At 68.5% G+C, this 17,916-nt stretch carries 18 protein-coding genes; 10 read left to right on the top strand and 8 right to left on the bottom strand.

Annotation, left to right across the window (positions count from 1 at the left end; all coding sequences use genetic code 11):
• Window positions 1-27: 27 nt before the first annotated feature.
• Both EKM57_RS11705 and EKM57_RS11700 read right to left on the bottom strand, forming a co-directional pair.
• On the bottom strand, window positions 28-1,800 hold the full coding sequence (locus tag EKM57_RS11705) for a lytic transglycosylase domain-containing protein (protein ID WP_129792673.1): 1,773 nt from the start codon (window positions 1,798-1,800) through the stop codon (window positions 28-30).
• Window positions 1,797-2,552, bottom strand: a complete 756-nt coding sequence (locus EKM57_RS11700) for a uracil-DNA glycosylase family protein (RefSeq protein WP_129792672.1) — start codon at window positions 2,550-2,552, stop codon at window positions 1,797-1,799. The genes EKM57_RS11705 and EKM57_RS11700 overlap by 4 nt, the downstream gene beginning before the upstream one ends.
• Before the next feature lie 124 nt (window positions 2,553-2,676).
• On the opposite strand from EKM57_RS11700, the gene EKM57_RS11695 reads away from it, so the two are divergent.
• From EKM57_RS11695 to EKM57_RS11660, 8 genes are all read left to right on the top strand, one after another.
• A complete protein-coding gene (locus tag EKM57_RS11695; protein WP_129792706.1) occupies window positions 2,677-4,323 on the top strand; it encodes an electron transfer flavoprotein-ubiquinone oxidoreductase in 1,647 nt (548 codons plus the stop codon).
• A 49-nt stretch (window positions 4,324-4,372) separates the two neighbouring features.
• A complete protein-coding gene (locus EKM57_RS11690) occupies window positions 4,373-6,004 on the top strand; it encodes a lipopolysaccharide assembly protein LapB (RefSeq protein ID WP_129792671.1) in 1,632 nt (543 codons plus the stop codon).
• Window positions 6,005-6,039: 35 nt separating this feature from the next.
• On the top strand, window positions 6,040-6,861 hold the full coding sequence (locus EKM57_RS11685; protein WP_129792670.1) for a 4-(cytidine 5'-diphospho)-2-C-methyl-D-erythritol kinase: 822 nt from the start codon (window positions 6,040-6,042) through the stop codon (window positions 6,859-6,861).
• 252 nt (window positions 6,862-7,113) lie between these two features.
• Window positions 7,114-7,842: an enoyl-CoA hydratase/isomerase family protein gene (locus EKM57_RS11680; protein WP_165357377.1), complete on the top strand. Its 729-nt coding sequence runs from the start codon at window positions 7,114-7,116 to the stop codon at window positions 7,840-7,842.
• A gap of 29 nt (window positions 7,843-7,871) precedes the next feature.
• Window positions 7,872-8,282 (top strand): hypothetical protein, encoded by a 411-nt coding sequence (locus EKM57_RS11675; RefSeq protein WP_371414137.1) that lies wholly within the window; start codon window positions 7,872-7,874, stop codon window positions 8,280-8,282.
• Window positions 8,279-9,649 (top strand): NAD(P)H-hydrate dehydratase, encoded by a 1,371-nt coding sequence (locus EKM57_RS11670; RefSeq protein ID WP_243451002.1) that lies wholly within the window; start codon window positions 8,279-8,281, stop codon window positions 9,647-9,649. The genes EKM57_RS11675 and EKM57_RS11670 overlap by 4 nt, the downstream gene beginning before the upstream one ends.
• The gene (locus EKM57_RS11665; protein WP_129792667.1) at window positions 9,646-10,848 is read left to right on the top strand and encodes a class I SAM-dependent RNA methyltransferase; all 1,203 of its coding nucleotides are present in this window, start codon (window positions 9,646-9,648) and stop codon (window positions 10,846-10,848) included. The genes EKM57_RS11670 and EKM57_RS11665 overlap by 4 nt, the downstream gene beginning before the upstream one ends.
• Window positions 10,845-11,678, top strand: a complete 834-nt coding sequence (locus EKM57_RS11660) for a trypsin-like peptidase domain-containing protein (protein ID WP_243451001.1) — start codon at window positions 10,845-10,847, stop codon at window positions 11,676-11,678. Before EKM57_RS11665 ends, EKM57_RS11660 begins: the two co-directional genes overlap by 4 nt.
• A gap of 42 nt (window positions 11,679-11,720) precedes the next feature.
• Here EKM57_RS11660 and EKM57_RS11655 read toward each other — a convergent pair whose 3' ends face one another.
• The 4 genes from EKM57_RS11655 to EKM57_RS11640 form a co-directional block, all read right to left on the bottom strand.
• Window positions 11,721-12,323 (bottom strand): L,D-transpeptidase family protein, encoded by a 603-nt coding sequence (locus tag EKM57_RS11655; RefSeq protein WP_129792666.1) that lies wholly within the window; start codon window positions 12,321-12,323, stop codon window positions 11,721-11,723.
• Window positions 12,324-12,569: 246 nt separating this feature from the next.
• Window positions 12,570-13,016, bottom strand: coding sequence for an MAPEG family protein (locus EKM57_RS11650; protein ID WP_129792665.1), 447 nt, complete (start codon window positions 13,014-13,016; stop codon window positions 12,570-12,572).
• Window positions 13,017-13,201: 185 nt separating this feature from the next.
• Window positions 13,202-14,254 (bottom strand): deoxyhypusine synthase, encoded by a 1,053-nt coding sequence (locus EKM57_RS11645; protein ID WP_129792664.1) that lies wholly within the window; start codon window positions 14,252-14,254, stop codon window positions 13,202-13,204.
• Between the two features lie 99 nt (window positions 14,255-14,353).
• Window positions 14,354-15,577, bottom strand: coding sequence for a type III PLP-dependent enzyme (locus EKM57_RS11640; RefSeq protein WP_129792663.1), 1,224 nt, complete (start codon window positions 15,575-15,577; stop codon window positions 14,354-14,356).
• Window positions 15,578-15,717: 140 nt separating this feature from the next.
• Between EKM57_RS11640 and EKM57_RS11635 the strand changes: the two genes are divergently transcribed.
• Window positions 15,718-16,680, top strand: a complete 963-nt coding sequence (locus EKM57_RS11635; RefSeq protein WP_129792662.1) for a threonine/serine dehydratase — start codon at window positions 15,718-15,720, stop codon at window positions 16,678-16,680.
• On the opposite strand, the gene EKM57_RS11630 is transcribed toward EKM57_RS11635, so the two are convergent.
• A complete protein-coding gene (locus EKM57_RS11630; RefSeq protein WP_129792661.1) occupies window positions 16,644-16,892 on the bottom strand; it encodes a hypothetical protein in 249 nt (82 codons plus the stop codon). The genes EKM57_RS11635 and EKM57_RS11630 overlap by 37 nt on opposite strands.
• Window positions 16,893-16,942: 50 nt before the next feature.
• Here EKM57_RS11630 and EKM57_RS11625 point away from each other — a divergent pair, with 50 nt between their 5' ends.
• Window positions 16,943-17,128, top strand: coding sequence for an LPXTG cell wall anchor domain-containing protein (locus tag EKM57_RS11625; RefSeq protein ID WP_165357333.1), 186 nt, complete (start codon window positions 16,943-16,945; stop codon window positions 17,126-17,128).
• A 126-nt stretch (window positions 17,129-17,254) separates the two neighbouring features.
• Here the strand turns inward: EKM57_RS11625 and EKM57_RS11620 are convergent, their stop codons facing one another.
• Window positions 17,255-17,911, bottom strand: coding sequence for an alpha/beta hydrolase (locus EKM57_RS11620; protein ID WP_129792659.1), 657 nt, complete (start codon window positions 17,909-17,911; stop codon window positions 17,255-17,257).
• Between the last annotated feature and the right edge of the window lie 5 nt (window positions 17,912-17,916).

Raw genomic sequence — 17,916 nt, 5'->3', positions numbered from 1 at the left:
GCGTGCATCGAACGCGACGAGCTGAACTCAGTCCTGTCCCATCGCGGTCTGGCCGCGCCTGGAGTCGATGCGGACGGCAGTGGGGCCCGGCATGCCGGGGAAGCGCGGCCACAAGCCTGCGGCGAGAGCGCGGCGGCTCGGAGAGGCGTCGGCCGCCCGCTCCTCATAGACCCAATAGTTCCTGAGCACGATCGGCACGTAGCCCCGAGTCTCCCAGTAGGGGATCGACTCGATGAACAGCAGCGGATCGCTCTGGTCGAACCTGACCGCCCATTCGGAGATCGGGCGCGGACCGGCATTGTAGGCGGCGATCACCCGCGGCAGCAGGCCGCCGGTGCCGGGCTGGTCGCGCAGCCATTCAAGATAGGTCTGGCCATATTCCATGTTCACGCCGGGATGGTTGAGCTGGGCGATATTGGCGGTCTCGCCGCGTGCGCGAGCCATCTGGTTGGCCGTTCCGGGCATCACCTGCATCAGCCCGCGTGCTCCGGCCGGGCTCACGGCGTCCGGGCGGAAATTCGATTCCTGCAGTGCATGGGCAAAGACCAGCGCCTGGTCGACGCGCCAGCCGCGATTGGGCTGCCAGCTCGGGCTCGGATAGCGGTCGTGGGTGTCGGCGCGGGCGCCGCGCGGGCCGTTATGGGCCAGCCACATCTGGGCGGCGGTGAGATTGAGCCGGGACGCGAGGTGCAGCAGCGCCTCATGCTGGCGCGGGTTGCCGATGCGCGCCTGGTGCCGCAGCACGTCGCCGGCGAGCGAGTCCTCGCCGATCTCCGCCAGGGCGACGGCGGTCCGGACGTTGCGGATATCGGAGATGACGCGCCAGTCATCGGCGCTGAAGGCGTCGAGCTCGGCGGGGCGCTGGCGCAGCGCCAGCGCGCTCTGCGCGAGCAGGCCGTAGAAGGTCTCGTTCAGTCGCGCCGCGGCCTGGAGCTGACCCTGTACTCGCTGCGGCTGGCCCCCCGCAGTGTCGGCGCGCGCGCCCCAATAATGGCCTGCGGCGGACAGCTCGTGATCGGTGGAACGGGCGGCAACGGTTCGGAAATGTGCGGCGGCGCCGTCATAATCCTGCATCCGCCAGGCGGCGAGGCCGGCCACCCAGTTCGAGTGGATCGCCCATTCGGTCGTGCCGCGCGCGCCTTCCTCAGCCAGCCGGCGGGCTTCGCGGTCGTTGCCGTTCAGGAAGAACACCCAGGCGATCCGCTGCTGGAAGGCGGTGCGCGCCTCCGGACTCAGCTCGTGACGGCGCGCGTTGAACAGGGACTCGGCTTCGTAGGGCTGGTCAGCGACAAGAAGAGGCTGGATCTGGGGCTCGAGACGGTCGGCCGCCTCATCGCCGCGGATGGGCCGGGGACGCTGGCGGCGCGGCTGCCCACCGAGCCAGCCGAGCCGCTGGACCTGGGGAAGCTCGGCAAGGTCCTCACTGCCGCGAAGCTGCGCGAGCCGGGCGAGGTCCGCCGCCTGCGGAAGGTCCGGCGCACGAGCGAGGAGGGATTCGAGCGGTTCGCGCTCGACCCGTGGCGAGCCGGGCATCGTGTATAGCATCCCACGCGCGAAGTCGTGGAGCGGGCCGTGGCGCATGCCGTCGAGGCGCCCGGCTGCGCTCCCCCAGTTCTGCGCGCGCAGGTCGGCGAAGACGGCACGGTAATTTTCGCGCTCGGAGTTGCTCAGCATGGCGGGGATGCGCACGGCCTGCCCCCGTTCGCCCCGGCCGGAAACGCCTCCGGCGTCGGCCAAGGCGGGCGGTGAAACGAGGAGGAGGAGGCCCGCGGCCAGCAGCGTCCTGCCGAGCATCTTCATGGCTCATATCCTTCCATCAATCGCTGCAGATCCTCCCAGGCCAGCTTCTTCAGCGCTGGCTGGGTCATCAGCTTTTCCGGCCTTATGGTTACCAAAGTCTTGATTTTACCCGCCTTGGTCTCCGTCTCGTGCCATCGGCCGCGCGCATGTGCGACGGCCATTCCGGTCAGCGCCTTGGCGCAGGTGTCGCCGAACAGCAGCAAAGCCCGGGGGGCGACCAGGCCGATATGGTGACGAGCGATGTCGGCGAGGCGGCGTGCATCGTCCGGCTCGAGCCGTCCGGTCGCAGTCCGCGCCGGCGAGAGCGAAGCGAGATAGACCGCGCTTCGGCCGCGGCCCTTCGTTCGCTCGTTCAGGGCGAACATCGCCTCGATCATCCGGTCGAACAATGCGCCTGCCTCGCCGGACAGAAGCTTCCCTCCGGTCACGTCCTGGGCCGAGGGCATGTCGACGAGGACCATCAGATCCGATGCCGGATCTCCGGACGGGCCGATCCTGGGAACGGAGGGAGAGGCGCCGGGCACGTTTGGGCTTTCGAGCAGCCACTCGCGGAAGCGGTCGAGCGTGGCCGGAATCGGCTCGAAGGGGGAGGGGGCAGGAGCGGGCGAAAGGAGGGTGGGGGCTGGAGGCGGCGCTTCCGAGGGCGCGACAGCGGCCGGATTCAGCCAGTCGCGCGGGGTCTCGCCGACAATCACGTCGACTCCCGCGTCGCGCCACCATGAAAGCGCGCTTGCCGCCAATTTCGAGGACATCTCTTGCTCTTGCCCCTTTGCCACCCTCTTTGAGTCAGGGCCCGCCGGGCTGGTCAATCAGGGATGGGGTGTTTATCTGCCAGCCCGTGAGCGGTTTGCGACGACAGGAGCGTGCGAGGAGATGGTGAGCGAACGCGAGTCGATGCCGTATGACGTGGTCATCGTCGGAGCCGGTCCGGCCGGCCTGGCCGCTTCCATCCGTTTGAAGCAACTGGCAAATGCCGCCGGACGCGAGCTTTCCGTCTGCATCCTCGAGAAAGGGTCGGAGGTCGGGGCCCATATCCTCTCGGGGGCGGTCGTCGACCCGCGCGCGCTCGACGAGCTGCTGCCCGACTGGAAGGACCTGGACAGCCCGCTCAAGGTCCCGGTCACCCGCAACGAGCATTGGGTGCTGACCGGGACGAAGAAATATAGTTTCCCCCACGCCCTGATGCCGCCCTTCATGAGCAACAAGGGGACCTATACGCTGAGCCTCGGCAATCTCTGCCGCTGGCTGGCCGGCCAGGCCGAAGCCCTGGGCGTGGAGATCTTCCCCGGATTCGCGGCGGCCGAGGTGCTGTTCAACGAGGACGGCTCGGTCAGGGGAGTCGCGACGGGCGACCTGGGCGTTGCGCGCGACGGAACGCACAAGCCCGAATATCAGCCCGGCATGGAGCTGCACGGCCGTTACACCCTTTTCGCGGAAGGCGCGCGCGGGCATCTCACCAAGGAGCTGATGCGGATATTCTCCCTCACCCGGGAGAGCCAGCCGCAGGTCTACGGCATCGGCCTGAAGGAATTGTGGGACGTGGATCCGGCGAAGCATGAGCCCGGCCGCGTCATCCACACCCAGGGATGGCCACTCGCCGACGCCTGGGGCGGCGGCTTCCTCTATCATCAGGAAAACAATCAGGTTGCGCTGGGATTCGTCGTCGCCCTCAACTATCGAAATCCTTATCTGAACCCGTTCGAGGAATTCCAGCGCTGGAAGCAGCACCCGTCCATCCGCCAGTTCCTGGAAGGCGGCCGACGGGTCAGCTACGGGGCGCGGGCGATCAACGAAGGCGGCTATCAGGCCATTCCGAAGCTTGTCTTTCCGGGCGGCGCGCTGATCGGATGCTCGGCCGGCTTCGTGAACGTGCCACGGATCAAGGGCAGCCACACCGCGATGAAATCCGGCATGCTGGCAGCCGAGGCCGCCTTCGCGGCGATCGCCGCCGACCGGGCTGGCGACACGCTGGAAGACTATGATTCGGCGCTTCACGGCAGCTGGATTGCCGAAGAGCTGAAAAAGGTGCGCAACGTGGAGCCGCTGGTGGCGAAGTGGGGCGGCACGACCGGCACGCTGCTGGCCGGGATGGACATGTGGATGCGTCAGCTCGGGATCGGCCTGCCCTTCACGATGAAGCACCATCCCGATCATCAGAGCCTGTGGCGCAAGGACCTTGCCCGGCCGATCGACTATCCGAAGCCGGACGGAATCATCAGCTTCGACCGATTGTCCTCCGTGTTCGTGTCCAACACCAACCATGAAGAGGACCAGCCGGTCCATCTGACCCTGAAGGACGCCGCCATACCGGTCGAGGTGAACCTCGCCCTTTATGACGGGCCGGAGCAGCGTTACTGTCCCGCGGGCGTGTACGAGTTCGTGGAGGAAGGCGGGCAGAAGCGGCTGCAGATCAACGCGCAGAACTGCGTCCATTGCAAGACGTGCGACATCAAGGATCCGACCCAGAACATCAACTGGGTCGTGCCCGAAGGCGGAGGAGGACCCAATTATCCGAACATGTAGGCCAGGGGTTCGGACCCTAGTCGCGCGGGCCGCTCTCGCCGGGGCCCTGATGCTTACCGGCGCCGCGCCGGCAATGGCGCGGACCGAGGCGAGCGCCGATAATCGCACCCCCCTGAATTCCTACGTCCGAGCTCGCATCGCGGCATCCGACGGCGCGTTCGAGCAGGCGAGTGCCGGCTATGCCGCTGCGCTCGCCGCCGCGCCCGACAATGAGGTGATCGCCGCCGAAGCGCTGGCCCACGGCGCTGCCGCGGGCGACTGGCCTCTGGCCCTCCGCGCCGCGGAAGTTCTGGAACGCCGCGATGCCTTGATGCCGGACGCCCGCTTCCTTCTTCTCGCTCATGCCTTCCGCGAGCGCGACTGGCGCGCGGCGGAGCGCCAGCTCGGTGCGATCGAGCGGGACCAGCTGTTCGCTTTCGCCGCGCCGGCGCTCCGTGCCTGGCTCGCCTTCGGCTCCCGACGCGGCGACCCGCTCGCGGCCTTGCTGAAGCCCGGCGCAACCGGAGTCGCAGCCTCCTACGCCACCGAGCATCGGCCGCTGCTTCTCGCCGCGATGGGCCGCGAGGACGAGGCCCGGGCGCTGATCGAGGCCGACCCGGGGACGGGCCTTCGGGCGGTGCGCCTGCGCATCGCCGCCGCCGCGACGCTCGCCAATGAGGGCGACCGCCGCGACGCGCTGGCGCTCCTGCAGGGCAACGAGGTGCCGATCGCGGCGGCACGTGCGCTCGTCGAAGCGCGCCGAGACGTGCCGGGTGCGATCGACGATGCGTCGGCGGGCATGGCCGAAGTCCTGTGCCGGGTGGCGCTCGACATGTACGCGCAGGACCTGACGTCCGTCGCCGCCACGTTCGCACGGCTCGCCACCTGGCTTGCACCCGACAATAGCCAGGCCTGGATGCTCGCCGCAGAATTGCTCGCGCGACAGGATCGCAGCGAAGCCGCGGTGGCTCTGCTCTCGCAGGTCGACGAGGACGATCCCTATGCGGTCGCCGCGCGCGACCAGAGAGTGCGTCTGCTTGTGCAGGGCGGCAAGGGAGAACGCGCGCTCGGCCTGGCGCAGGCGGCCGCCCGTTCCGACGACGCGAGCGTCTCCGATCTCGTCCGGGTCGGCGAGGTCCTGATGGACCAGGACCGCCCCGCCGAAGCGGCGGAGCTTTTCGCCCGGGCGATCGAATCCCATGGCGAGGATGATGGCGGCTATCCCCTTTGGGCCCTGTGGCTGTTCCGCGGCAGCGCCCATCATGAAGCCGATGCGTGGCCGGAGGCGCTCGCGGCGCTCCGCGAGGCTTACCGGCTCGCGCCCGACGAGCCTCTGGTGCTCAACTATCTCGGCTATGCCCAGCTCGAGCGGCGCGAGAATCTCGGGGAGGCCGAGGCCATGGTCCGCAAGGCGCATCGTCTCGCGCCCGACAATGCCGCGATCACCGACTCGCTCGGCTGGGCCCTGTTCCTGAAGGGCGAAGTCGGGGAAGCGATCGCCTTGCTCGAGCGGGCGGCGCAGGGGGAGCCGGCCGATACCGAGATCAACGAGCATCTCGGCGATGCCTATTTCAGCGCCGGGCGACGCATCGAGGCGCGCTTCGCCTGGAGAGCGGCGCGGGTCTATGCCGAAGGCGAGGACGCCGAGCGGCTCGACGCAAAGATCGAACGCGGCCTGACCCCGCAGCTCGCTGCGCGGTAGGGCGCCGGCAAGATAGCCCCTCCCGATCTGCCACGATGCCGGAGCGTTACGAAACCGCCTTCGCCAAGCTCAATCTGGCGCTGCACGTGCGGGGACGGATGGCGGATGGCTATCACCGGATCGAGACGGTCTTCGCCTTTGTCGAGGATGGCGACCGGCTGACGGTGACCGGAAGCGACCAGCTCGAGCTCGCGATCGAAGGTCCGTTCGCGGCCGATCTCGCCGGGCAGGACGACAATCTCGTCCTGCGGGCCGCGCGCGCGCTACGCGGCCGCTACGCCGTGCCCCGGGGCGCGCGGCTCACGCTCGAAAAACGGCTTCCGGTCGCCTCCGGAATCGGCGGCGGTTCCGCCGACGCGGCGGCCGCGCTGCGTCTGCTGGCGCGCTTCTGGGAACTGCCCACGGACGAGGCGGACCTGATCGAGATCGCCGCCTCGCTCGGCGCCGACGTGCCCGCCTGTGTGCCGAGCCGGTCGGCCTGGGGCGAGGGGAGGGGAGACGCGCTGCGTCCGCTGTCCGACGACGCGTTGCCGCGAACGTCGGTTCTGCTCGTGAATCCCCGCCGCGCCCTTTCGACTGCCGCCGTCTTTCGCGCCTGGGACGGCGTGGATCGCGGCCCGCTCACGGCCTGGCGTGACGGCCGCAACGACCTCCAGCCGGCAGCCGTGGCCCTGATTCCTGAGATCGCAGAGGTGCTCGAGGCCCTGGGCGGCGCGGATTTCGCCCGAATGTCCGGTTCGGGCGCGACCTGCTTCGGTTTCTATGAGGACGAAGCCCGCCGCAATTCCGCGGCGGCCGCAATCGCGGATGCTAGGCCTGACTGGTGGCTGATGCGCAGCCGCCTGCGTCCCGACTGACCCGGAAATCCCGCTTCGGAACGGCGCGGCCGTCCGATTAACCATCGGGAGGCGCGCATGTCCGTCATGGCATGGCTCTTGCCTACGATGCCGGAGACGAGTCGAGGCGTTCTGTGACCCGCCGACATTCGCCCGCGGCCCCCGCCTCCACCGGACGGGCGCCGCTTACCCATAGTGGCCGGGTTGCGGCGTAACGGCGACCCGGCCATTTTCATGCAGACAAAGCGGCCTTCGCAGGGCAGTGAGCGCCCGATGTTCGGCCTCAAGATCGACGGGGCGATCGCCCGCCTCACTCTCGACCGGCCCCAGGCGCGCAACGCCATACCGGCGGCCGGTTGGGCCGAGCTCGCTCACCGGATCGGCGAGGCGGCCGGTTCGGACGTCCGAATTCTCGTCCTGTCCGGCGAAGGCGGCACCTTCTGCGCCGGGGCGGATCTGGGCGACTTTGCCGCCATGCGCGACGACGAGGCTGCCCCGACCGCCTTTCGCCGGGCGATGCGGACGGCGCTGGATGCGCTACGCGACCTCCAGGTCCCGACAGTCGCCGCGATCGACGGCGCGTGCTTCGGCGCCGGCGTGGCGCTCGCCATGGCTTGCGATCTGCGCATCGCCGCGCCGGACGCACGTTTCGCCATCACGCCGGCGAAGATCGGCCTTTCTTATCCACAAGAGGATGTGCACCGGCTGGTGGCGCTGGTCGGGCCGGGCCAGGCGGCGCGGCTGCTCTTCACCGCCGAGACGATCGACGCCGGCGAGGCGAATGCGATCGGGCTGGTCGAGCGGGTTGCCCCACCCGGTGGCGCCGAAGCAATCGTTGCGGCGATATCGGCCAACGCGAAGGAAAGCCTGGCGGCGCTCAAGCGGGGGATACGCCTGGCCGGCGAGGGTCGGGCCAGCGACGCCGAACAGGACCGGCGCTTCGATGCCATCATAGCCAGCGACGAGCTGGCGCGGCGGCTCGAAGCGCTGCGCCGAAAATGATAGCTGGAGGGAAAATGGGGAGCTCGAGCGTGAAGGAAAATCGCGGCATCGGCATAGGGCGCCATGCGTCCATTGCGGCCTCGTTCGGAGCGGCCCTGGCCGCGCTGCTGGTCACCGGCTGCGATCGGCCCGATCGACTGGGCGAGATCGCGTCGGAGCGTGCGCGGCTCGACCCGAGGATCGAATGCCGAATCGGCAATGCGCGCCAGTTCGAGCGATTTTGCACGGCGGAGCGCGACAGCGGCGAGGACGGCCCGACCCTGACGCTGCATAAGCCGGACGGCGGGTTTCGGCGCCTGCTCATCACCGAAGACGGGCGAGGCGTCGTTGCCGCCGACGGGGCCGAGCCGGCCCAAGTGACGATCATCGACGGCGGCCGCATCGAGGTCGCGATCGGCGGCGACCGTTTTCGGCTTCCGGCGACCATAGCCGCCCAGTGACCCGTATCATTCTCACCGCCGAGGAGATGCGGGCCGCCGAAGCCGCCGCGATCGCGTCGGGAACGACGGTCGAAACGCTGATGGAGCGAGCGGGGACCGCCGCCGCCGATGCGATCTGGAGCTATGCCGGGCCGCTTCCGGCGCTCGTCCTTTGCGGGCCGGGCAACAACGGCGGTGACGGCTATGTGATCGCCCGCGTCCTGCGGGAGCGCGGCATGCATGTCAGGGTGGCTGCGACGGCCGAGCCGAGGAGCGAAGCGGCGCGCGCGGCGCGTGCGCGCTGGACCGGCCCGGTCGAGCCGATCGGTGAGGCGGCGGGCGCCCCTTTGGTCGTCGACGCCTTGTTCGGCACCGGCCTCGCGCGGCCGATCGACGGCACGATAGTGGAGCGGCTGCTGACGCTTTCGGCCGGGGCGGAGATCAGGGTTGCGATCGACCTGCCGAGCGGCGTCGCGACCGACGACGGGTCGGTGCTGTCGCCGGTGCCGGTATGCGACCTGACGATCACCTTCCAGACCCTGAAGCCCTCGCACCGCCTGCAACCGGCCGCGCGGCATATGGGCCGCATCGTCATCGCCGACATCGGCGTCACGGCGGCGAGCCGGCTGCACGAGATCGCCGCGCCGCGGCTTCGCACGCCGGGACCCGACGATCACAAATATAGCCGCGGCTATGTCGCCCTGCTGGGTGGCGAGATGCCTGGTGCCACGGCGCTTGCCGCTTGTGCCGCGGCGCGGACGGGTGCTGGCTATGTGCGCCTGTTTGCATCGGAGGTCGTTCACGGCGTCCCCAGCGCGGTGGTCCAGACTCCGGGCGTGCCGTTCGCGCATGACGAGCGCATCGGCGCGCTGGCGATCGGACCAGGGCTCGGCACGGGACCGGCCGGGCAAATGGCGCTCGAGACGGCGCTCGCCTCCGCCGTCCCCCTCGTGATCGATGCCGACGGCCTCAATCTGCTTGCCCAAGCGGGGCTGCCGAACCTTCCCGGCACACCTATTCTCACCCCCCACGCCGGCGAGTTCGCCCGCTTGTTCGGGGAGCAAGGCGGAAGCAAGGTCGACCGGGCCCGGGCTGCTTCGGACCGGTCCGGCGCCGTGATCCTGTTCAAGGGCGCGGACACGGTGGTCGCCGCGCCCGACGGCCGGGCGGCGATCGCCCCGCCAATGCCGCACTGGCTCGCCAGCGCCGGCACCGGCGACGTGCTGACCGGGATCGTCGCGGCGATGCGGGCGTCGGGCCTGGGGGCGTTCGAAGCCGCCTGCGCGGGGGTGTGGCTGCAGGGACGCGCCGCCACTCTGGCAGGCCCCGCACTCATCGCCGACGACCTGATTGCCGAGCTGCCGGCCGCCGTCGCGGACTGCCTGTGAGCGAGGAAGTTATCGTCCGCCTCGCTGCGCGCGGCGACGGCGTGACGCAGGGCGGCCGGTTCGTGCCGCTGGCCGCGCCGGGGGACGTGGTTGCCGACGACGGCACCCTCGAGCCGGGGGTCCACCGGGCCGTTCCACCCTGCCGCCACTTCCCGGAATGCGGCGGGTGCCAGCTGCAGCATGTCGATGACGAGGCTTATGCCACCTTCCTGGTCGACCGGATTACCTCGGCGCTGACAGCGCAGGACGTCGCACTGCCTGACGTGCGGCCGGCGCATCTCTCGCCGCCCCGAACGCGGCGACGCGCCTCGCTTCATGCCGAGCGGCGCGGCGGGCAGGTCCTGCTCGGCTTCAATGCCGAAGCGAGCCACCGCATCGTCGACATGCGCGAATGCCACATCCTTCGCCCGGAGCTCTTCGCTTTGGTGGCGCCGCTGCGGGGCCTGCTCGCTATGCTGATACCGCCCCGCGGCCGATGCGAGGTCCGCCTCGCCTGGTGCGACCAGGGCGCCGACATGCTGCTCTTCGGGATCGCGCCCGAAGGGCTGGAAGCGGCCGAAGCGGTCACCGAATTCGCACGAGTGCACGGCCTGGCCCGATTGTCGGTCGACGACGGCTATGGCGTACAGACTCGCTGGGAGCCGGAGCCGGCCACGGTCACGCTTGGCGATGTTCCGGTTGCCTTTCCTCCTGGCGCCTTCCTCCAGGCTACCGCGGAAGGGGAGGCGGCGCTGGTGGGCGCGGTGCGCGAGGCAGTGGGATCGGCCAGGATCGTCGCCGACCTGTTCGCCGGGCTGGGCACGTTCGCCCTGGCGCTGGACGGCCGGATTTTGGCGGCCGAAGGCTCGCGCGACGCTGCGCTCGCGCTCAAGGCCGCGGCGGGGCGTGTGCAGCGCCCGCTGCTCGTCGACCATCGCGACCTGTTCCGTCGGCCCTATGACGAGAAGGCGCTGGGCCGTTTCGAGGCGGTGGTACTCGATCCTCCGCGCGCGGGGGCCGCCGAACAGGTCGCCGCGCTCGCCGGGTGCGGCGTGCCGACCATTGCTTACGTTTCCTGCAACCCGGCGACCTTTGCGCGCGATGCAGCCAAGCTCGTCGCCGGGGGTTATCGGCTGCAATGGATCACGCCGGTGGGCCAGTTCCGCTGGTCCACCCACGTCGAGCTGGCCGCCTGCTTCAAGACGGGAGAGCCGGAATGATGCTGCAGATACGCTTCATCGTGCTCGCACTGCTGCTGCTGGCGTCCGGGATGATCGGCGGTGCGGCCTTCTGGTGGATCGACGGCCGGATGGGGGAGGCGAGGACCGCCGAGCTGCCGGCCGGTGCTCCCGTCGACGCGGTGCCGCTCGGGCGGCTGTCGCTCGCGCCGCTCGTCGGGCGGGTGGCGCCCGCGGTGGTGAACATCGCGGTGATGCAGCCTTCGCCGTTCGAGCAGAACCCACTGCTGCGCGATCCTTATTTCCAGCATTTTTTCGGAGTCCCCGAAGAAGCCTTCGCGCCGCGGCTGTCCGCCGGATCGGGCTTCATCGTGGACGCCGAGCTCGGTCTGGTGCTGACGAATCACCACGTCATCCAGAACGCGCAGGCGATCGAGGTGACGGTGGGCGACCGGCGCCTTCCCGCCCGGCTGATCGGCAGCCACCCGGCGAGCGACATCGCCGTGTTGCAGATCCGCGCCGGCGGCCTCAGCCAGCTGGCGCTCGGCGACTCCAACCAGCTGAAGGTGGGCGACTATGTCGTCGCCATCGGCAATCCTTTCGAGATCGGCCAGACGGTGACGGCGGGGATCGTGAGCGCGCTGGGCCAGGGGCGGCGCGGCGGCGGGCCGAGCTACGTGCAGACCGATGCACCGATCAATCCGGGCAATTCGGGCGGGCCGCTGATCAATATGCGCGGCGAGGTGATCGGCATCAACACGGCCATCCTCAGCCCGAACGGCGGGGGCAATGTCGGGATCGGCCTCGCCGTACCTTCGAACGACGCCCGACAGGTGATGGAGGCGATCGTCCGGCAGGCGCGGCTTCGCTGACGGCCGGCAGATGCCGTCAGCGCGCCGGCCGCGGCCCTGCGGTCAATTGTCGGCCAGCGGCTCTTCCGGCCCGCCCATCCCGGTATAGGCGCCGTCCGGGCGCACCATGGCGAGCGCGATCTCGGGCGAGGACGGTGCGATGTCCGTGACGTGGACCGATCCGCCCAGCTGCGTTGCCGCGAACAGGTGCCGGGCGAAAGCCAGCGGCAGGCGGATGCAGCCGTGCGAGGCAGGATGGCCCGGTATCTGCCCGGCATGAAGCGCGACTCCGTCCCAGGTCAGCCGCTGCATGAAGGGCATGGGGGCGTTGTTGTAGAGGTTGGAATAATGTTCGCGTCTCTTCTGCAGGATGGCGAACGTCCCGACCGGCGTGTCATGGCCCCGCCGGCCCGTGGAGACGGTGGTGACTCCGATCAGGACGCCGCCGCGATAGACATAGGCGCGCTGCAGCGGCACGCTGACGACGATTTCAACCTCGCCGGACTGGGCGCGTTCGGGCTGCCACAGATAGTCACCCGGGCGAAGGCCTGCCGCCTCGGTGATGATTTCGCTGGCGTCTTCCGCCTGCGCCGCATGAACTGGCGACAAGGTCAACAGTATGGACGCAGTCGTTGCCAAAAGACAACGACGAAACACTCGGATCATCTCTGGTCTCTTTCCTCTTGAATTGGACGCGCAGGCACGTTCGGCGAAGAAGTTTTCGCCGCCAGTACCGCGCATTCCTCGGGCCGGAATTGGCCGCCGGTGCGCGTTCTAGTCGTGACTCATTGCGGCGCTGTGCCGCGCGCAAGCCTTTGTTGTTTCGATTGTTGCAGAATCGCTCGCCGACGCATCAGGTCGCCGCTGCCGGCACCCTTCTGCGCGCGTCAGCCTTCGCGCTACCGCCCGTGGCTACCAGATACCCGCGTCGAGCACTTGTATGGCGGCGTGCACGGTGAGGCCGAGCAGGCAGAAGGAACCCCCGAGGAACAGGTAGAAGCGCCACAGGACGACGTTGACCGTCGCCTGGACGAGGCTGTGCGCGACCCGGAAGGCGACATAGCCCCAGGCCAGGGCGACGTTGATCCATGTGCTGCCCCCGCCGAGCACGACCAGGGCGAAGCAAATCGCATAGAACAGCGTCGGCTGCTCCATCAGATGGTTGTAATTGTGCGCCTTCCACTGGACGTGGTCCTCGACGACTCCGTCGAGTGCGCCGGTCTTGCTGCCGACCCTGCCCTTGAGCGAGATGCCCTTGCGCCGCATCGCCGGGAAGCGAAGCGCGTACATCCAGGCCATCACCACCAGCGACCAGGCAACGAGCGCCACGACCGGCGCGACCACGGGCGGATAAGGCATGACGACGGCTCCCCTGCTGAGCGGGAACGTGCTTCAGAATCCCGAAGGGGTAAAGCCTTCTTCCTCGCAAGGCGAAAGGAGGGCGCCACGCATTCCGGAAGCGATAGTCGCCCCGAAACGACGGGTCCTTCGGAGGATCACCGCTTCACCGGTGTCCGACCCCAGCAAAGCTGGGCGGAGCCGGATCAGTCGAACAGCTTGCCGAAGGCGCGCTTGGCGCGGTTCTTCCAGTGGCCGCGGTGATAGGCGTCGGAGGTGAGCAGCGGCAGCACGCTCGTCGCTTCGGCGAAGACCATCTGCTCGAGCGCGGTGGAGACCTTGCCCCAGCTCGCCGCTTCCTGAAGCGTCGACGAGGAGCAGGCGCCGTCGCGCACGTCGGCGACGGTGATCTGGACCGCATATTTGTGCACCTCGACATCCTCGTGGCCGAGGATCTCCGCGCAGACGACCGTGTCCTGGGTGAAGTTCTTGGGAACGCCGCCGCCGATCATGAGCAGGCCGGTCGTGCCCGCCTTGATCTTGATGTCGGTGAGCTCGCGGAAGTCGGCGATGCTGTCCATCGTGAGGTAAGGCTTGCCTTCCTTCATCCGCTCGACCTGGTGCTTGACCAGTCCGAAGCCGGCCGAGCTGTCGGTGAAGGCGGGGCAGAAGATCGGCACGTCATGCTCGAAGGCGAGCTTGACCAGGCTGTTCTCCTTCTTGCCATTCGTCATCAGCCAGCGGCCCATCTCGCGGATGAAGGCGCGCGACGAATAAGGCCTGGCCTCCAGGCTGTCGGCGATCGCCGCGATCGTGTGATCGGTTTCCTGGAGCTTTTCCTCGTCGATATAGGTGTCGTAGATCCGATCGATGTAGAGCGACCGCAACGTGTCGTCGTCGGGGATCTCGAGCGCCTGATAATGTTTGTGCCCGAGCGCCTCGAAGAAATCCATGTCGACGATCGTCGCGCCGGTGGCGACGACGGCGTCGACCATGTTGTGCTTCAGCAGGTCGGCATAGACGTCCATGCAGCCGCCGGCCGAGGTCGATCCGGCGATCACCAGGATGATCGAGCAGTCCGGATCGGCCAGCATCTGATTGTAGATTTCGGTCGCGCGGCCGAGGTCGCGCGAGGTGAAGCTCATCTTGCGCATCGCCTCGACGATCGGACGAGCGTCGAAGCTCTTGATGTCGATATGCTCGACGGGCTTCGCCAGCAGCTCTGCCTTGCGCGTGTCGTTGACGGGGAGGTCGTTCATTTCGGTCTCCATATAAGGCGTCACCCCTGCGCGAGCAGGGGTCCAGGCCGAATCGGCATGAATTCCAGCCCGCGCTGGAATGACGATGAAACTGTGCGGTTACAGCGTAACGACGTTCGACGCCGCGGGCCGTTCCTCGTCTGCGCCGTACAGCGTCGCCATCGGCTCGTCCTCGACCTCGATCTTGAGGTCGGAGCCGAAGCCGTTGAAGCCGGTACGCATCGCGCAACCATAAGCCCCGAGCATGCCGATCTCGACATAATCGCCCGGACCCACGTCGGCCGGCAGTATGAACGGCCCGGCCATATGGTCGAGGTCGTCGCAGGTGGGCCCGTAGAAGCTGAACGCCATGGGCCGAGCGTCGGAATCGTCCGCGCGAACCAGCTCGACCGGAAAGCGCCAGCCGATATGGGCGGCGTCGAACAGCGCGCCATAAGCGCCGTCATTGATGTAGAGCTGATCGCCCCGCCTCTTCTCGACCCGGACGAGCAGGCTCGCATATTCCGCACACAATGCCCGGCCCGGCTCGCACCACAGCTCCGCCGAATAGGAGATGGGCAAGCTTTCGAAGGCGTTGTGGATCACGTCGAAATAGGCCTCGAGCGGCGGCGGCTCCATGCCGGGATAGACGGACGGAAAGCCTCCGCCGACGTCGACGATGTCGACGGTGACCGCCGCCTCGACGATCGCCGCGCGTACGCGCTCCATGGCCTCGGAATAGGCCGCGGGAGTCATCGCCTGGCTGCCGACGTGGAAGCAGATACCGAGCGCGTCCGCCGCCTGGCGGGCGGCGAAGAGCAGGTCCTTCACTTCGTGCGGCTCCGCTCCGAACTTGGAAGCGAGGCTCAGCTTGGCATGTTCCGAGGACACCCGGATGCGCACGAGCAGGCTGAGGTCCGTCGCGCCCCGTGTCGCGCGGACGATCTTCTCCAGCTCCTCGATCGTGTCGAGCGAGAAGGTGCGGACGCCATGGCGGAAATAGGCTTCCTCGATCGCCTCTTCGGCTTTCACCGGGTGCATGAAGCACAAGGTCGCTTCCGGCAGCGTCTCGGCGGCCAGGCGCACCTCGGCGATCGAGGCGACGTCATAGTAAGTGACGCCCGCTTCCCACAAAACCCGGAGCAGGTCCGGCGACGGGTTGGCCTTCACGGCATAGAGCGAGCGGCCCGGAAACTTCTCGACGAAGAATCGGGCGGCGCGCCGGGCGGCGTGCGGACGAATCAGCGTGACCGGCTGGACCGGACGACGCTTGGCGATCTCGGCCCCGGAGACGGGGCCGGTCGGGGCGGTAGCTAGCCCCAGCGCGCGATGATGCTTGTGCAACTCAAGGGACCTCCAACGGGCAGTTGACGAAAGAGCAGCCTTGCGGTTGGAAGTCCCCATGGGGCTGCGGACGCGCGATATATGGGCGCGGTGCTCCCATGTAAAGACCTGCGTATTTCCACAGATTTTCAGGGATTTGAATGACAGAGAGAAAGCCAACGCCGAGCGGTGTCCGTGGCGCGGCGGATCGCCTCGCGGGTCAGGTCACCAGGACTCCGCTTCTGCCGCTGGACCATGGAGGGCGGCGATATTGGGTCAAGGCCGAATGCCTTCAGCAGGGGGGAAGCTTCAAATTGCGTGGCGCGACCAACCGGCTGACCCAGCTCGGCGAGGCCGAGCGGGCGCGCGGCGTCGTCGCTTTCTCGTCGGGCAATCACGCGCAGGGCGTGGCGCTCGCGGCGCGGCGCCTGGGCATCGCCGCCGCCATCGTCATGCCCTCGGACGCGCCGAAGGTGAAGGTCGAGGCGACCCGGGCGGCGGGCGCCGAGATCATCTTCTATGACCGTGCGACCGAGAGCCGGGAGGAGATCGGGGCACGGCTCGCCGCGGAGCGCGGAGCGACGCTGGTGCCGTCCTTCGACGATGTCGACGTCATCGAAGGGCAGGGCAGCGTCGGCGTCGAGATCGAGGCACAGCTTGGCCACGCGCCGGAGCGGCTGCTCGTCCCTTGCGGCGGTGGCGGTCTGGCGGCGGGGATCGCGCTGGCGCTGCCGGAGACCTCGGTGAAGATCGTCGAGCCGGAAGGATGGGACGACATGGCCCGGTCGCTCGCGGCCGGCCGGATCGTGCCGGTCGAGGAGCCGGCGCCGCCCACGCGCTGCGATGCCCTCCAGACCAAGCGGGTTTCGCCTTTCACCTTCGGCGCGCTCATGGAAGCCGGCGCGCGCGGAGTGGCGGTCGGCGAGGCCGACATCGAAGTGGCGATGGCCTTCGCTTTCGCGAAGCTGCGGATCGTCGCCGAACCGGGCGGGGCGGTGGCGTTGGCGGCCCTGCTGTCGGGGAAAGCGGGGGAGGTGCCGGACGGAAGCGTGGTCGTCGTGTCGGGCGGGAATGTGGATCCCGCCCTCTACGCCGAGATCCTCCGCGCTGCCCCGACGTCCTGAGCCGCAGGTGCGACGGCGTCGAGGAGCGCGGTAAGCGCATCGAGCCGGAACGCGGCGTAGCGGAGCTCGGTGGCATGCATGTCCGCGTCCGCTCCGGCGCGGGCCAGCGCGGCGCTGTCGATAAGCCCGTCGAGCAGATGCGGCAGGTGGGGCAGGACCGAGCGCTCGACCGAGTCGAGCGATTCGCCGATCTGCTCCGCTCCATCCTGCATGCGTGGCTGGCTACGGAGCCCTGCTTAAGCCTTGGTGAAGAGCGGGCCGCGTGGCATCAGCGGTCCCGATGACCGGACCCGCCGCGACCATGCTCTCGATCCTGATGCTGGCCGCCTTCCTGCTTGCGGGGGGTGGCCTTTACCTCGTCTGGCGAGGGCGGGAACGGCGCAAGGGCCTGCTCATGCTGGCTGCGGCCGCGGTGATGGTCGGCAACGTGCTGGTCTGGACGCTGTGAGACGCTTCTACGGTTCCAGCGGCGAGCATCGTCGAAGGGCCCAGGGCCGCCTCCGCGGAGAAGCCGATCCTCGATCGGATGCGGGCGGAGCTTCAGCGTGCAAGGTGATCCTGTCGCCGGACAGGATCACCGGATCGGGCAGCTCGGATCGAGCCGGAAGTCGAGATAATCGTCCACCGCCTTCATCAGCTCGTCCATTTCGTTGACGAAGAAGTGGTTCGCGCCCGGGACCGTCTTGTGCTCGATCGTGATGTGGCGCTGGGTCCGGAGCTTGTCGACGAGCTTCTGGACCGCGATCGGAGTCACCACCTCGTCCGCTTCGCCCTGGATGATGACCCCGGAGGCGGGGCAGGGGGCGAGGAAGGAGAAATCGTACATGTTCGCCGGCGGCGCGATCGAGATGAAGCCGCGCGCCTCCGGGCGCCGCATCAGCAGCTGCATGCCGATCCAGGCGCCGAAGCTGAAGCCGGCGATCCAGGTCGTCTCCGCCTCGGGATGGACCTGCTGCACCCAGTCGAGCGCCGAGGCCGCATCGGAAAGCTCGCCGATGCCGTTGTCGAACACGCCCTGGCTCTTGCCGACGCCGCGGAAGTTGAACCGCAGGGTCGCGAAGCCGCGCCGGACGAACGTCTTGTAGAGCGCCAGCACGATGGCGTTGTTCATCGTACCCCCGCCCTGCGGGTGGGGATGGAGGATCAGGGCGACCGGCGCGCGCGGACGCGGACCGGGGCTGAATCGTCCTTCGAGACGGCCCTCGGGCCCAGGAAATATGACTTCGGGCATTGCAC

The organism is Sphingosinicella sp. CPCC 101087, assembly GCF_004151485.1.
Lineage (GTDB): Bacteria > Pseudomonadota > Alphaproteobacteria > Sphingomonadales > Sphingomonadaceae > Allosphingosinicella.
The sequence above is the reverse complement of the archived record's forward strand: the minus strand, read 5'-3'. Positions and strand labels throughout refer to the sequence as shown.